14 protein-coding genes are annotated in these 14420 nt (G+C 64.8%); 8 read left to right on the forward strand and 6 right to left on the reverse strand.

Features of this window, described 5'->3' with window-relative positions; genetic code table 11:
* The first annotated feature begins 90 nt into the window (after window positions 1-90).
* The 7 genes from K8P10_RS13385 to K8P10_RS13415 all read left to right on the forward strand — a co-directional run bounded on the left by K8P10_RS13385 (window position 91) and on the right by K8P10_RS13415 (window position 6901).
* Window positions 91-1554 (forward strand): aldehyde dehydrogenase, encoded by a 1464-nt coding sequence (locus tag K8P10_RS13385; protein WP_224779393.1) that lies wholly within the window; start codon window positions 91-93, stop codon window positions 1552-1554.
* Between the two features lie 164 nt (window positions 1555-1718).
* Window positions 1719-2570: a methylenetetrahydrofolate reductase gene (locus K8P10_RS13390; RefSeq protein WP_224779394.1), complete on the forward strand. Its 852-nt coding sequence runs from the start codon at window positions 1719-1721 to the stop codon at window positions 2568-2570.
* Between the two features lie 13 nt (window positions 2571-2583).
* A complete protein-coding gene (purU, locus tag K8P10_RS13395; RefSeq protein ID WP_224779395.1) occupies window positions 2584-3459 on the forward strand; it encodes a formyltetrahydrofolate deformylase in 876 nt (291 codons plus the stop codon).
* 53 nt (window positions 3460-3512) lie between these two features.
* The gene (locus K8P10_RS13400; protein WP_224779396.1) at window positions 3513-4916 is read left to right on the forward strand and encodes an aminomethyl transferase family protein; all 1404 of its coding nucleotides are present in this window, start codon (window positions 3513-3515) and stop codon (window positions 4914-4916) included.
* A 96-nt stretch (window positions 4917-5012) separates the two neighbouring features.
* Complete coding sequence (locus tag K8P10_RS13405) at window positions 5013-5612, forward strand: PadR family transcriptional regulator (RefSeq protein WP_224779397.1); 600 nt, start codon at window positions 5013-5015, stop codon at window positions 5610-5612.
* 7 nt (window positions 5613-5619) lie between these two features.
* On the forward strand, window positions 5620-6150 hold the full coding sequence (gene folE, locus K8P10_RS13410) for a GTP cyclohydrolase I (RefSeq protein ID WP_224779398.1): 531 nt from the start codon (window positions 5620-5622) through the stop codon (window positions 6148-6150).
* Window positions 6151-6250: 100 nt separating this feature from the next.
* Window positions 6251-6901: a GntR family transcriptional regulator gene (locus tag K8P10_RS13415; RefSeq protein ID WP_224779399.1), complete on the forward strand. Its 651-nt coding sequence runs from the start codon at window positions 6251-6253 to the stop codon at window positions 6899-6901.
* A 61-nt stretch (window positions 6902-6962) separates the two neighbouring features.
* Here the strand turns inward: K8P10_RS13415 and K8P10_RS13420 are convergent, their stop codons facing one another.
* From K8P10_RS13420 to K8P10_RS13445, 6 genes are all read right to left on the reverse strand, one after another.
* Window positions 6963-8201, reverse strand: a complete 1239-nt coding sequence (locus K8P10_RS13420) for an ABC transporter substrate-binding protein (RefSeq protein ID WP_224779400.1) — start codon at window positions 8199-8201, stop codon at window positions 6963-6965.
* A gap of 21 nt (window positions 8202-8222) precedes the next feature.
* The gene (locus K8P10_RS13425; RefSeq protein WP_224779401.1) at window positions 8223-9251 is read right to left on the reverse strand and encodes a branched-chain amino acid ABC transporter permease; all 1029 of its coding nucleotides are present in this window, start codon (window positions 9249-9251) and stop codon (window positions 8223-8225) included.
* Window positions 9251-10132, reverse strand: coding sequence for a branched-chain amino acid ABC transporter permease (locus K8P10_RS13430; RefSeq protein ID WP_224779402.1), 882 nt, complete (start codon window positions 10130-10132; stop codon window positions 9251-9253). The genes K8P10_RS13425 and K8P10_RS13430 overlap by 1 nt, the downstream gene beginning before the upstream one ends.
* Before the next feature lie 3 nt (window positions 10133-10135).
* A complete protein-coding gene (locus K8P10_RS13435; protein WP_224779403.1) occupies window positions 10136-10846 on the reverse strand; it encodes an ABC transporter ATP-binding protein in 711 nt (236 codons plus the stop codon).
* Entirely contained in the window at window positions 10833-11615 is a 783-nt protein-coding gene (locus tag K8P10_RS13440; RefSeq protein ID WP_224779404.1) for an ABC transporter ATP-binding protein, read from the reverse strand. The genes K8P10_RS13435 and K8P10_RS13440 overlap by 14 nt, the downstream gene beginning before the upstream one ends.
* A 370-nt stretch (window positions 11616-11985) precedes the next feature.
* Window positions 11986-13374 carry an aminomethyl transferase family protein gene (locus K8P10_RS13445; protein ID WP_224779405.1) on the reverse strand — a complete coding sequence of 463 codons (1389 nt, stop codon included), beginning with the start codon at window positions 13372-13374 and terminating at the stop codon, window positions 11986-11988.
* 112 nt (window positions 13375-13486) lie between these two features.
* On the opposite strand from K8P10_RS13445, the gene K8P10_RS13450 reads away from it, so the two are divergent.
* The gene (locus tag K8P10_RS13450; RefSeq protein ID WP_224779406.1) at window positions 13487-14407 is read left to right on the forward strand and encodes a LysR family transcriptional regulator; all 921 of its coding nucleotides are present in this window, start codon (window positions 13487-13489) and stop codon (window positions 14405-14407) included.
* Window positions 14408-14420: the final 13 nt, after the last annotated feature.

Below are 14420 nucleotides of genomic sequence, written 5' to 3' on the forward strand. Positions count from 1 at the left end.
GATTTCCACTCAATGAGAGGCGAGATTGCTAGTTTACTTGTCAACTAGATTGACTTCACTGGAGGCCCTGTAGTCATCGAGGAAGGGACAATGATGTCCGATCTGCACACCGTCCTGTTCATCAACGGCGAGGAGCGAAACACCGATCAGGTGCTCGAGATCGCCGATCCGGGCAAGCCTGGCCGTATCGTCGGCACTGCTTCTGCCGCGAGCGCCGAGGACGTCGGGGATGCCGTCGCCGCGGCCGAAGCGGCCTTTGCCGCGTGGTCGGCACTCTCGGGGCCGGAGCGCGCCGAGCAGATGGCCGCCGCCATTCAGGGGATCGCCGAACATCGCGACGACGACGCCGCAGTACTGTCCCAGGAGAACGGGAAGGTCGTGCACGAGGCGTGGGTCGACTCGCTCGTCTTCGAGCTCCGCTGGAACCTCGCACTGACGCACGCCGATGATGTCGATACCTCGGAGCTGCTCGAACCGGTACCCGGCGCGATCCCGAACTCGACGCGGATCACGTACCAACCGATGGGCGTCGTCACGATCATCGTCCCGTTCAACTGGCCGATCGCGATTCTCGGCGCTGCCCTCCCCCACGCGCTGCTCGCAGGCAACACGGTCATCGTCAAGCCACCGCTGACCGCACCGCTTGCAACTGCCCGTGTCGTCCAGCGGGTGGCCGAAAAGTTGCCCGCCGGCGTGCTCCAGGTCATCACCGGGCACGATGCCGACCTCTCGGGCCTGATCTCGAACGAGAAGATCGCGAAGGTCGGCTTCACGGGGAGCGTGAATGGCGGCAGGAAGATCATGGAGATGGCTTCGCGGTCGCTCACCCCCGTCACCCTGGAGCTCGGTGGCAACGACGCGGCGGTGTTCCTCGAAGACGCCCCGCTGGACGACGAGCACCTCGACAAGCTCTTCGGTGCGATTTACGACACCACCGGCCAGATCTGCATGAACGCGAAACGACTCATCGTGCACCGCTCGCGCATGGATGAGCTCGTCGCGGGGCTCGAGTCACGTCTGGCCGGCGTGAAGCTCGGCTACGGACTGGACGAGCCAGAGGGAACGACCATGGGGCCCCTGCACTCACCCACCCAGAAGACGTTCGTCGAGGACCTCATTCGCGAAGCGAAGGAGTCTGGCGCCGACGTGCGCGAGTTCGGCGAGCTTCCCGGAGGCGAATTGGAGGGCGGCAACTTCGTGCGCCCCGCGATCGTGGTCGACGCCGACCCGTCGCTGCGGGTGGTCACGGAGGAGCAGTTCGGTCCAGTCATTCCGGTCATCCCATTCGACAGTGAAGAGGAAGCGATCCGTCTGGCGAACGACACTTGGGCGGGGCTCGGTAACTCGGTCTGGACCGGGGACTCCAGTGCCGCCGATCGCGTCGCTCCTCAGCTGAAGTCGGGTTACGTGTGGGTCAACGACCACGGCGCCACGCGCCTCGACCTGCGCGCCCCTTTCGGCGGAGTGAAGCAGTCGGGTATCGGACGCGAGCAGGGCCTGCACGGGGTCCGTGATTTCCAGGAGCCGCACGCGGTCTCGGTCATCGCGGACTAAGGACCCGATCCGACCAGGCGGCGGTCGGGTCGCGAATCACGACGCGACCCGACCGCCTCTCAGGTTCTCGCACATCGACCATTTCCCTATAGACATTGCCTACCTACATAGGTATGCTGAAACCGACGGATGCAAAGACGCGCCGCGAAAGGAAGACTTGGACCATGACCACTCCTGCTGCACGAAAGCTGCTCGACGGCTTCTCGCTCGAGATGACCGGCAAGGACATTCCAGGACTCGATGAAGCGCACGAGTCGATTCCCCAGGGCACGAAGATCAATGTCACCTTCCTCGGCAATGAAGACCTGGAGATGCGCATCGCGGCATCGAAAGCCGTCGAGGACTTCGGCTTCATCCCCGTTCCCCACATCTCGGCACGACGCCTGCAGTCCCAGGACCAGCTCGAAGAGTTTCTCGGCCGCCTGCAGGAGATCGGCGCCTCGGAGCGCATCTTCTGCGTCGGCGGCGATCCCGCAACACCCGAGGGCCCGTACCCCGACTCGCTGACCGTCATCCAGTCCGGCGTGCTCCAGAAATACGGCGTCCGTGAGGTCTCGATCGCCGGTTACCCCGAGGGCCACCCGGACATCCCGAACGAGGTCCTCTGGCAGCACCTCGAGGAGAAGTCCGCCGTGTTGAACACGCAGGGACTCAACGCGGTCATCCTGACCCAGTTCGCCTTCGACGCGGAAGCCGTATTGCAGTGGGTGCTGGAGGTTCGCGCGCGCGGGATCGAATCCGAGATCCGGATCGGCACGCCAGGGCCCGCCGGCATCAAGCGTCTGCTCGGGTACGCACGACGCTTCGGCGTCGGGGCCAGCACGGGAATCGTGAAGAAGTACGGTTTCTCGCTGACGAATCTCATGGGCACCGCCGGCCCTGATCGCTTCATGGAAGAGCTCGGCAACCTGCTCGAGGTGAACCCTTCGAGCGGGAACGTCCGCACTCACTTCTATACTTTCGGTGGCCTGCTCGCCACGTCAGAGTGGGCGCGGGACTTCGCCTCGAAGCAGTAGAAAAGGGAACGCCATGACGAAAACCATCGAGACTCGACGTGACCACGCTTGCCTGATCGTCCACGGACCGGATCAGCGCGGCCTCGTGGCCGCCGTGACAACGCTCATCACACGCAACAACGGCAACATCGTTTCCCTGGACCAGCACTCCGATGACCCCGAGGGCGGTGCGTTCTTCCAGCGCGTCGTGTTCCACCGGCCGAACCTCGGAGCCGCTATGCCGGAGATCGAGGCCGATCTCTCCAGCACGCTCGACCCGTTCAACGTCGAGTGGAACCTCAGCGACATGTCGGTCCCGAAGCGCATGGCGGTACTCGCCTCGACGAGCGATCACTGCCTTCTCGACCTGCTCTGGCGCGAGCGTCGCGGCGAATTGCCCGTCACGATCCCGATGGTCATCTCCAACCACACCAACATGGTCGAGGACGTGCGCAGCTTCGGCGTCCCTTTCTTCCACGTCCCCTCGCAGGGGCCGGACAAGTCCGAGGCCGAGGCCAAGATCCTCGAACTCCTGAAGGGCAACGTCGACTTCATCGTGCTCGCCCGCTACATGCAGATCATCTCCCCGGAGTTCCTCCAGCAGGTCGGCGTGCCCGTCATCAACATTCACCACTCGTTCCTGCCGGCGTTCATCGGCGCAGCTCCGTATCGGAAGGCGAAGGAGCGCGGTGTGAAGCTGATCGGCGCGACGAGTCACTACGTCACCGAGGAACTGGATGAGGGTCCGATCATCGAACAGGATGTCATCCGCGTCACCCATGCCGAGACTGCGGCTGACCTGCAGCGGATGGGTGCGAACGTGGAGCGCGCGGTGCTCAGCCGCGCTGTCCAGTGGCACGCGGAGGATCGGGTGATCCGACACCAGAACCACACCATCGTCTTCAATTAGCCCCGCCCATCGGTGCTGCGGCACCATCCACAGAAAACAGAGAGGTTCTCATCGTGGCGAACAACCTGCAGGAATTGCTGGATCAGACCAACCCGGTCGAACTACTGCGCAACTCCCAGATCGGCTCGTACATCTACCCGGTCGTTCCAGCCGACTTCGCGAACTGGATCAAGGAGCAGCGCGCCTGGCGCGAGACAGCTGTTCTCTACGATCAGTCCCACCACATGGACAACGTGTTCTTGAAGGGTTCCGACGCGATCAAGCTGATCTCGGATACCGCCATCAACTCCGTGGCGAACTTCGCGGTGAACAAGGCCAAGCAGTACGTGCCCACGACAGCGTCAGGTCATGTCATCGGTGACGGGATCCTCTTCCGTGAGGCCGAGGACGAGTACGTGTACGTCGGCCGCGCCCCGGCGTCGAACTGGCTGATGTTCCACGGCGAGACCGGCGGATATCAGAACCTCGACATCGAGGTGGATCGCCGTTCGCCGTCGCGCCCCTACGGCCACTCGGTCGCACGGAAGTACTACCGGTTCCAGATCCAGGGACCGAATGCCTGGGCGGTCATCGAAAAACTCAACGGCGGCCCGCTCGAGAAGCTGGGCTTCTTCAACATGTCGACCATGCAGATCGCCGGCAAGCAGGTCCGCACGCTGCGCCACGGCATGGCAGGCGCACCGGGCCTCGAGGTCTGGGGACCCTACGAGGATCACGATCACATTCGAGACGCCATCGTCGAGGCGGGTGCTGAGTTCGGCCTCCTCCCGGTCGGATCGCGAGCGTACCCGTCGAATACCTTGGAGTCGGGCTGGATTCCCTCTCCGCTGCCGGCCATCTATACCGGTGCCGAAGAGCGAGCGTATCGCGAGTGGCTCGGGGTCGACAGCTACGAGGCCACCGGCACGCTTGCCGGCTCATACGTCTCCGACAACATCGAGGACTACTACCTGAGCCCGTGGGAGCTCGGGTACGGTTCGTTCGTCAAGTTCGACCACGATTTCATCGGCCGCGACGCTCTCGAGAAGATGGATCCCGCCGCACAGCGCAAAAAGGTCACGCTCGCCTGGAACGCCGATGACCTCGGCAAGGTCTGGACCTCGCTGCTGAACGTCGACGGCCCGAATTACAAGTTCTTCGACCTGCCGCTTGCCAACTACGGTTCGGCCAACTACGACTCCGTGGTCGACGCCGACGATAATGTCGTCGGATTCTCGATGTTCACCGGCTACAGCGCGAACGAGCGCCGCGGCCTCTCGCTCGCGACGATCGATCCCTCGGTTCCCGAAGGCACCGAGTTGCGGGTGGTCTGGGGCGAGCCGGGCGGCGGCACGGCGAAGGCGTCCGTCGAGCCGCACGAGCAGACGGACGTGCGCGCCGTCGTCAGCCCCGTACCGTACTCGACGGTAGCCCGGAAGGAGTACCAGGGAGGCTGGCGCACCGGCTACAACGCCTGATCGCACCGGAAGATTGTACGCTGAGAGGGGTCGGGGCATGCCCCGGCCCCTCTCTCATCAACTGAGCCTCCCGGCCCACTGAACAAGGACTGCACCATGAGCCTTCGCAGCGCACTGCTTGCGCTTCTGCGCGTCGGCCCGATGTCGGGCTACGACCTCCAGAAGCAGTTCTCGCAGTCGGTGGGACATGTGTGGCACGCCGCGGATTCTCAGATCTATCCGGAGCTGCGCAAGATGGCGAACGAGGGACTTGTCGTCGCCGAGGAGCAATCGCGCGGAGAGCGTGGTATCCGCCGCATCTACCACGTGACCGAGGCCGGAGACCGCGCCTTCCTGGAGTGGATGAACAGTCCTCCCGACTATCAGCGCACTCGCGACGCCGCGCACCTGCGCGCGGCGTACCTCGAGTCGGCCGAGCCCGACGCGGCGCGCGCCTTCTTGCGCGCGCATATCGATCATTGGCGGCACGAACTTGAATGCTGGGACGGCGAGCTCGCGCACATCGAAGCACTCGACAACCCGATGCTCGTCAATCGTCTGCGGGTGACCGACGAGCGCGATCACGAACGGACCATCGCTTACAAGCGTTTCGCCTACGAGGGGCTCGCGGAGCGCGCACGAGCGGAGATCGCGTGGGCGCAGCACGGACTCGAGACCGTCGACCGGCTGGAACGCGGCCGATCCGAAGAAGGGTGACGCGGCCATGAGTATCGACCGGGAACGCGCGATGCGCGCCGTGACGGAGTTTCTCGCAGCGATGGGTGTCGATCCGGAGATCGCCGAACTCCGCAGAACCCCGGAGCGCGTGACCGACCTCGCTGCCGAGATGTTCGCGCAGGCCGGAGCCGACCCCGCGGATGCCCTGGGCGTGCCGATGGAGATTTCCGCAGGCGAAGCGGAGGGGCAGGCCGTCTCCGTCACAGATGTCTCGTTCCGCTCCATCTGCCCCCACCACCTCCTACCGTTCGAGGGCCGGGTCGATGTCACCTACTCGCCCCGCCGTCGCCTGGCGGGCTTCAGCAGAATCGTCAAGCTGGTCTCGAGTACCGCGAAACGACCGCAGCTGCAAGAACGTCTCGGCGAACAGATCGCCGAAGCGATCATGACCGTGCTCGAACCCCGCGGGGTCACAGTGCGCATCGAGGCGACGCACGGCTGCGTCGAAGCGCTCGAACCCCACGGCAAGGGCACGAAGATGGTCACGGTGTGCACGCGGGGCGAGTCACTGAACTGAACGCGCTGCGGTATCGTTCTTCGATGCTTCCCCGTGCCACAATGGACCGGAACCGGTGCGACAAAATTGTCGCCAAGATACTCGGCGATAGGGGAACGCAGTGTCCGAGCAGTCGACCGTCAAGGCCAACTCCGAGAGCGTAGCCCACCACGTCCGCCAAGCCATTCTGGACGGGGAGTTCGTCCCTCGGCAGCGTCTGATCGAAGCCGACCTCAGTACCGAGTTCGGCGCGACCCGCGCCGCGGTGCGCCACGCCTTGATGACACTCGAGGGTGAAGGACTGATCGAACGAATGCCGAACCGCGGCGCACGCGTCCGGGCTATCTCACCGAACGAGGCGATCGAGATCGTCGAAGTGCGCGTCGGACTCGAAGTGCTGGTCGCTCGGCGCGCAGCCGAACGCATCGAAGCAGATCGCATTGCAGCGCTCGCGTCACTGCGAGACGGCATGCGCACCGCCGTCGAATCGGGCGACCTCGTGCGCTATGCCGCACTCAATCAAGAGATGGACGCCGTCTTGCGCGAGATCTCTCACCACGGGGTGGCGAACCAGCTCCTCGAACGGCTTCGCGCCCAAGCCGCGAGGCACCAGTTCAGACTGGCCTTCGACCCGCAACGGGCGAACGCATCTGTAGAAGAGCACGCCGCGATCATCGACGCCGTGATCGCACGCGACCCCGACGCCGCCGCGACTGCGACGGAGACGCACCTCGCGGCGATCATCCAAGCAATCTCGCGCACGCACGCCTGACACACGCCGACGCCGACGCTCCGGTCAGGTCCGGAGCGTCGGCGTCAACGCATACGGGGTGCTACTCCAGCTGATCGACGGTGTCGAACCCTTGACCGTTGTACTTCTGCACCACGACCGTCGAGACAGCCGGTTCGCCGTCTTCGGTCGTGTTCACCGTCGTACCCTCGAGCATCAACGGGGCTTGGAAGTCCTCGATGCTGCGCAGCGATTCCATGAAACTCTCGCGCGTGGGCTCTTCCATGTCCTGGAAGACCTGTTCGAGCGTGGCGCCGAGCATGTAGCTCCACATGCAGTGCGGGAACGCCGGCACGTCGGAGTAGTCCGCGTACTCCTCAAGATTCGACAGGAAGGTCTGGACATCCTCGTCGTCCGAGAACTCGGGCGAGGCCGGTGCCTTGGCAAACGCCACCGAGTAGACGCCTGGATACGCATCGGCACCGCCTGGTTCGAGGATAGCCCCCGGGCTGGAGGTATTCGAGGGAAGGAACCAGCTCGGCTCCCACCCGATGCTCTGCGCACGCTCGAGCGAGGAGATCACGAGCGGGGTGATCGACATCGCGTTGAAAAACACGTCGGCGTCGGTGGCGGCGAGCTCGGTGAGCTGCGCGTCAACGGAGGTGTCGGTGGCCTCGTAGGTGAGTTCGCCGACAACCTCGATGTTGTCAGACCCCGCGATCGCCTCCTTGAAGCCCTCGACGTACCCCTCTCCGAAGTCGTCGTTCTGCGAGAGGATCGCGACCTTGTGATCCTCAGACGACGCCGCAAGCATCTCCCCGAACGCTTCGCCCTCGTTCTGATAGACCGGCACCCAACCGAGGGACCATGGGCTCTCCTCCTGGTCACTGAAGATGGGGTCACCCGTCATAACGAGCGCCTGAGGCACCTCATCTGCAGTGGCGGCTTCGCGCCACGCGAGGTTGGTCGGCGTGCCGAGACCCGAGGTGATGGCAAACGCCTCGTTCTTCAGCGTCTGGAAGTTGGAGGAGGCCTTCTGCGGATCGTAAGCGTCGTCGAGCGCTTCGATCTGCACCTCGCGGGTCTTCCCATCGCCGAACTCGATACCGCCGGCGGCGTTGGCGGCACCCATGTAGGCGCGGAGCCCTGCGACGGTGCAGGTTCCGGGGCCGGCGGTACCTCCGCTCAACGGCGTCGTCACTCCGAGCGTGATGGACTCATCCGTGATGCCGGGGCTCGCCTCGCCTCCGCCGTCCCGCGCACACGCACTCAGGACGAGGAGCGCGGCTGCCGACAGCGCCACGGCGCCGAAGGCCCCCCGCGTTCTGATGTTCCTCTTCATTCTTCTCACCTTTCTCATGAACTATTGCGAGTTGTGGGTGCTGTATTCGGGCGGCGGCGCCCCCGCATCTGCAGGTGGCGCGCCGGGTCGCACCCCGGGCGATCTCCGAAGTCCGGCGAGAGTGCGTGGCAGCGATGCCAGGCCACCAGGAAGCAGGAACAGGACGAGCAGGAGGATCGCGCCCTGCAGTGCGGCCGTCAGGTTCGGGTCGATGGCATTTGTCAGCACCGGCACGAAGACGTAGTAGATGCCGCCGATGACCGAACCGACCATGGTCGCGGCACCACCGATCACCATCGAGGCGACCAACGTGATCGAGTGATGGAACGAGAGCGTCTCGGGTGACGTGTACTGCAGCACGGTCATGTAGAGGAACCCACTCACTCCCCCGACGAGCGAGGCGATCGTGAAGGCGAGCACCTTGTACCAGTACGGAGAAATGCCCATCGACGAGGCGACGGCCGGGTTCTCCTTCACGATGGCGAGCGCTCTCCCGAACTTGCCGCGCACGAAGTTACGCACGAGCGCGAACGTTACAGCGGCGATCACGATCACGAGGTAGAGCTTCCACTGGTCGTTGTAGAGGCCGGTCCACTCGGGGGCGTCCGAGAATCGCGAGGAGACGCCCTGCGAACCGCCCGTCCAATCGCTCAGTCGTTTCGCGAGCGGCAATCCGACGATCGGAAGCGCGATCGTCACCATCGCTATGGCGAGGCCCCCGAGACGCGCGGCCGCCAGCGCGATGAGCAGCCCGGCGAGCGCGGGAATGATGAGGGCGAGCACGAACGTGAGCACGATGTTCCAGTCGTGCGTGACGCCGTACGCGGTGACGTACGCACCGAGACCCAGGAAGAAGATCTGTCCGAGCGACACCTGACCCGCGTACCCCATGACCACGTTCAGACCGAGCACCGCCACCGCGAAGACGATGATGCGGGCGATGGTGTCGTTCGCGATCTCAGGCAGCACGAGCGGAAGCACGACGGCCAGAGCGACCAGAACACCGAGTGCAGCCCAGTGAACCGCGGGCTTCTTGAGCAACTGCGACATCAGACTCTCACCACCGTTTTCCGGCCGAACAGGCCCTGGGGTCTCACCACGAGCACTACGAAGATCAGGATGAACGGGACCGCGACTTTCAGGTCGTGGCCGATGAAGGGCACGTAGACTGCCGCGAGGTTCTCGAGCACACCGATCAGAGCTGCTGCGACGACGACCCCGATGGGACTCGTCAAGCCTCCGAGGATCACGGCGGCGAGCGCGTACACCAGGGCCGTGTCCATCATGCCCGGCGTCAGGGTGAGCTGCGGGGCGACCAGAACGCCCGCGACGGCACCGAGCGCGGCTGCGAGCCCCCATCCCACCATGAGCAGCCGGCCGACGGGCATGCCTGCGAATGCCGCCGACTGCTGGTTGATCGACACCGCGCGCAGGGCGAGTCCGAGCTTCGTGCCGACAAACATGAGCTGCAGCAGCCCCATGATGGCGAGGATCACGATGATGGTGCCGAGGGAGCGCACGCTCACCGACGCTCCGAGCAGGGAAATCGTCTGATTCGGGAAGAGCGACGGGAACAGCTGGTTGTTGTAAGACCAGAGCCACGCGCAGATGCCGGTGATGAGGGTCAGCAGACCGATCGTCACCACCACCGCGGTATCGGGGTTGCCCTGCTCGAACTTGCGGATCAGCAACCGCTCGACGATGGCCCCGACGAAGAACGAGATCACGATGGTGATGAGGATCGCCAGGATGAGCGGAACGCCGAAGCCCAGGAAGGTGAATGCGATGTACCCGGAGAGCACGGCCATCGCGCCCTGCGCGAAGTTGACCATGCCGGTGGCCTGGTGCACGAGCACGATCGCGAGGGCAAGCGCCGCGTAGATCGAGCCAGTCGAGAGACCGTCGATCAGTAGCTGGATGAAGGTGCCCATGTCTCAACCTCCCAGGTAGGCGCGTCGGATTTCGTCCATGGTGCGCAACTCTTCGGTCGACCCCGAGAGCACGCTGCGTCCTGTCTCGAGTACGACCGCCTCGTCGACCAGCGAGAATGCGAGGTTCGCGTTCTGCTCGACGACGAGCATCGAAATACCCGATTCGACACGGAGCCGTTTGATCGCCTGGTACACCGCTTTGGCGGTACCAGGGGCGAGACCGAGGGATGCCTCATCGAGCAGCAGCAACTTCGGTTTCGCCATGAACGCCCGCGCGACCGCGAGCATCTGCTGCTCGCCTCCCGAAAGCGTCGACCCGTTCGCGCTCACCCGCTCCTGCAGCTGCGGGAAGAGCTCGAGGCAGTAGTCGATGTCGGTCGCGATTGCCGCCCGATCTTTCCGCAGATACGCGCCGACCTTGAGGTTCTCGCGCACCGTGAGGTCGCCGAGTGTGCCGCGCCCCTCGGGCACATGCGCGATCCCGAGCGCCGCGACCTGATCGGGCCGCAGGCCACGAATGTCGCGGCCGAGGAAGCGAACGGATCCCCCGGCCCTCACCACACCGGTGATGGCTCGCAGTGTGGTTGTCTTGCCAGCGCCGTTCGCTCCAAGCACCCCGACGGCACCGCCATCGGGCACCGACAGCGAGACACCATCGAGCACTTGCACCGACCCATAGGACGCGGTGACGTTCTCCAGTTCAAGCAGCGGCATCGGCGTCGTCCTTTCCGATGTACGCCTCGATCACGCGGGGATCGGATTGTGCTTCGGCAGCGGTGCCTTCGAGCAGCTTCGCGCCGTGATCGAGCACAACGACACGATCGGTCAGCGCGGCGATAAGACCCATGTGATGCTCGACGATCACAATGGTGACGTCTGCCTCGCGCCCCAGACGTCTCACCGTCTCGATGAGCTGTTCAACCTCTGAGTGGGGCAGGCCCGCCGCCGGCTCGTCGAGCAGGAGGAGCTGCGGTTTACCCATCAGGGCCCGGCAGAGCTCGATCCCTTTGTGCAGGCCGTGCGAGAGCTCATCTGCCCGTCGATGCGCAGCCCACCCGAGCCCATTTTCTTCGAGCAGACGCAACGCCTCCGCCCGCAGGGATCGTTCGGCTCGCGTCACGTGAGGCAACCGGAGAGACCACGCGAGCGGACCGCCCGGGAGCCTCGTGTGCGCTCCAAGCATGACGTTCTCGAGTACCGTCTCACGCAGCTGCAGCGCCGGGTGCTGGAAGGTGCGGGCGAGCCCGTGCCCGCTCATCTGCGCGGGGCGAGAGCCTCGGACCTCGGTGTCATCGATGCGGATCGATCCGGAGCTCGGCCGATAATGCCCGCTGATGCAGTTGAAGAGCGATGTCTTGCCCGCTCCGTTGGGACCCACCAGACCGAACACCTGCCCAGGCTCCACCTCGAAACCGACATCGCGCAGCACTGTGACGCCTCCGAAATGGAGGTTCACCCCCTGCAAGGTCAACCGAGCTGCCATAGCCTCTGCACTTCCTCGTTCATCGCCATTGATCCAACGGGTCTTCCGGGCGGGCGCCGGAACCCACTCTGACACTAGGAATCCGCACCCACATTGTCAACAATTTATTCGTCAAAGTTGCTGACATGTTGTTCGCGCCTCATCAGTATGCTCGCGCGATCCTGTCGTCGGTGAGTGGAATTCCGTTGAACGGAATTGCAGGCCGAGACCCGTGCGTATCTTTTGAGCGGGTAGTGTCGGCTCTCGCCGCAACATGATCTATCGCGTCTCGGTGAACGCCTCGATGTTCGCGTCGGCTCCCCCATGCCGGGAACCAGTTCCTGAGGCGAGTACTCGCCCGCACCGTCAGACCGAGCAGTTCACAAGGTCGCTATGACCGCCGATAGCTCTCGCGAGCGAAACGGGAGTACGGGGCTGGAGCGACTGTGGCGTGCACGCGCACCTGCCGGTGACGCTCACTCGCGGGCTTCGCGGTGTTCGGGTCCTCTCCCCACAGCACTTCGACCCGCGTTCCGGGCTCCGCCGCATCCGGGGCCACGCTCGCGAGCGACATGAAGACCTGTTCGTTCACGCTGTAGCCGACATCGTGCGAGAGGCCGACGGTCGCATCGCCGACGAGCACGCGATCCACCTGGTGCTGCCCGTAACGCGCCTTCGGAAACTCAAGGAACTTGGCCGGCACGCCCGACTCGTATGCTGAGCGCTGGATCGACGCGACGTCGTCGGCATCCCAGAGGAGGGAGACCTTGACCCGCTCGCTCTCCGCTTCAGCAGAGCGATGTTCGAGCGCCGCACGTCCGATGAACTCGTGGTCGAACTTGACGGTGCGGCCGTATCCGAGCTCACCGGGTGACAGGTAGTAGTCCTCAATGCGATCCGCCACATAGGAGCCGGCGAGCGAGCCGAGTCGCGTCGCTGGTAACCATGCGAGGTAGGCATCGCTGCTCTCTCCGGTGAAGATGGCGGGCAGCGGAGACGGGACCCAGGCCGACTCGAGGTTCGCCGACGAGTAGGCTCGAGAACCCACCAGGGTCAGTCCGAACTCGTCTCCTGCTTCGATCAGCGCCTCCCGGACGCGGTCGCCCTCGGCCCAGGGCCCGAAGAGCTCGAACCCAGGCATCCCCGCCATCCCGTGACGCAGTGACCGGACCGTGACGCCCGCGATCTCGAAGGTCTCCATACCGAAGAACCGTGTCTCCGGCGCCGGCCGACCCGTCACCCGCTCCAGCAAGGGCAGCGCATTCGGGCCCTGCAGCTCATACCGGTACAGCTTCGGATCGCCACCTCCCGCAGCGGCTCGTGCAATCGAATTGGGGTCGCGCTCGAAGGTAACCTCGTAGTCACCGGTCTCACCGTGGTACTCCACCCAGTCGAGCACCATGTGCCACCCGACGAGGTCGTAGACATCCGTGGGTTCCCCCGCCTCACCCTCGAGGTGGAAGAGGATTGCGTCGCCGATGAGATAGCCCTCGTGGTTCACGGCGATGAACTGTTTCGCGGCGTCCACCGGGAACCGACTGAAGCTGTTCACCCCGACGTCACTGAGGAGTCGAGCGGCGTCGCGTCCCCTGATGAACAGGTCGGTCATGTGGTGGGACTGGTCGAGGAGCGCCACCGACTCCCGCCACGATCGCTGCTCAGAGATCCAATTCGTGAACTCGGGCCTCACAGGGAACTGGGTGGGGAGCGCCTGCGCGTTCCTCAGGTAGGCCACCGGTCCTCCGGCGGCGTCGATGGCTTCTGCAGCTGACTGCGACATGTGAACTCCTTCGGTCACGCCCGGCGTGGGCTGTCCTCACACTACGGATGCACGAGGACTGATAGTGGGTGATTTGCTTCATGAATGATGAATGCGGATACAGTAATTCTTCATGGACCTGAACCTCGTCCGTGTCTTCGTCGCGATCTTCGAGGCCCGCGGTATCACCGCGGCGGCAGAGCGCCTCTTCGTCACGCCGCCCGCAGTCAGCCAGGCGCTCGTGAAGCTGAGGCAGCAGCTCGACGACCCACTGTTCGAACGGATCGGGCGCCGCATGGAACCGACCCACGCAGCCGAGGCCCTCTACCCGGATCTCAGGAATGCGCTTCTGAGCATCGACCGCGCTGTCGACGGGCTCCACGGGTTCGACCCCGCGGCGTCTGACCGGCACCTCCGGATCGCGCTCTCCGAACTCGGTGAGATCGGCTGGCTCCCGGCGATCCTGCGGGCCGTGCGGGCCCGGGCTCCGCGGATGCGGATCGAAGTGGTGCCAGCCGACCCGGAGCGCCTCCCTGAACAGCTCTCCCGGGGCAGCATCGACCTCGCCATTACGCCCGCCCTGCTCCCTGCCGCGTTCGAGAGCACAGTGATCAAACGGCAGTCGTACGGAGTCGCAGTCTCCTCAGACAATCCCCTGGCGCACGGAGAACTCACGCTGCAGCGATACGCGGGCGCCGTCCACCTCCGCGTGGCCGGCGACTCGGGCATCGGACTCCTCGACGCCGCGCTCGCACGCGCCGGGGTCGCGCTCACCCCTCGCGTGGTCGTCGGCCGCGTGGCAGCACTCCCCGTCGCGCTCGCGGGGGACGCCGAACTCGTCGCGACCGTTCCGGACACCATCGCCGAAGGATGGGCAGCGACCTGGCCCTTGACGGTCCGCCCACTCCCCTTCCCCATGGAGCCGGTGTCCGTCCGCCTGTATCGCCGCCACACGACGCAGCACTCCGCCGCCCTCGACTGGTGCTACGACACCGTCGCGCGAGCGATCCGGGGATCCTCCGGACAGTTCTCCGTGATCCACGGGGACGGGTAGACGTCGCCTTGGC

Source organism: Leucobacter sp. Psy1, from assembly GCF_020096995.1.
In the GTDB taxonomy this organism is placed as follows: Bacteria; Actinomycetota; Actinomycetes; order Actinomycetales; family Microbacteriaceae; genus Leucobacter.

Coding starts and splice junctions, on each gene's coding strand:
- K8P10_RS13450 (WP_224779406.1), top strand. CDS start 13,487: ATGGACCTGAACCTCGTCCGTGTCTTCGTCGCGATCTTCGAGGCCCGC.
- K8P10_RS13440 (WP_224779404.1), bottom strand. CDS start 11,615: ATGGCAGCTCGGTTGACCTTGCAGGGGGTGAACCTCCATTTCGGAGGC.
- purU (WP_224779395.1), top strand. CDS start 2,584: ATGACGAAAACCATCGAGACTCGACGTGACCACGCTTGCCTGATCGTC.
- K8P10_RS13405 (WP_224779397.1), top strand. CDS start 5,013: ATGAGCCTTCGCAGCGCACTGCTTGCGCTTCTGCGCGTCGGCCCGATG.
- K8P10_RS13425 (WP_224779401.1), bottom strand. CDS start 9,251: ATGTCGCAGTTGCTCAAGAAGCCCGCGGTTCACTGGGCTGCACTCGGT.
- K8P10_RS13390 (WP_224779394.1), top strand. CDS start 1,719: ATGACCACTCCTGCTGCACGAAAGCTGCTCGACGGCTTCTCGCTCGAG.
- K8P10_RS13445 (WP_224779405.1), bottom strand. CDS start 13,374: ATGTCGCAGTCAGCTGCAGAAGCCATCGACGCCGCCGGAGGACCGGTG.
- K8P10_RS13430 (WP_224779402.1), bottom strand. CDS start 10,132: ATGGGCACCTTCATCCAGCTACTGATCGACGGTCTCTCGACTGGCTCG.
- K8P10_RS13420 (WP_224779400.1), bottom strand. CDS start 8,201: ATGAAGAGGAACATCAGAACGCGGGGGGCCTTCGGCGCCGTGGCGCTG.
- K8P10_RS13385 (WP_224779393.1), top strand. CDS start 91: ATGATGTCCGATCTGCACACCGTCCTGTTCATCAACGGCGAGGAGCGA.
- K8P10_RS13435 (WP_224779403.1), bottom strand. CDS start 10,846: ATGCCGCTGCTTGAACTGGAGAACGTCACCGCGTCCTATGGGTCGGTG.
- folE (WP_224779398.1), top strand. CDS start 5,620: ATGAGTATCGACCGGGAACGCGCGATGCGCGCCGTGACGGAGTTTCTC.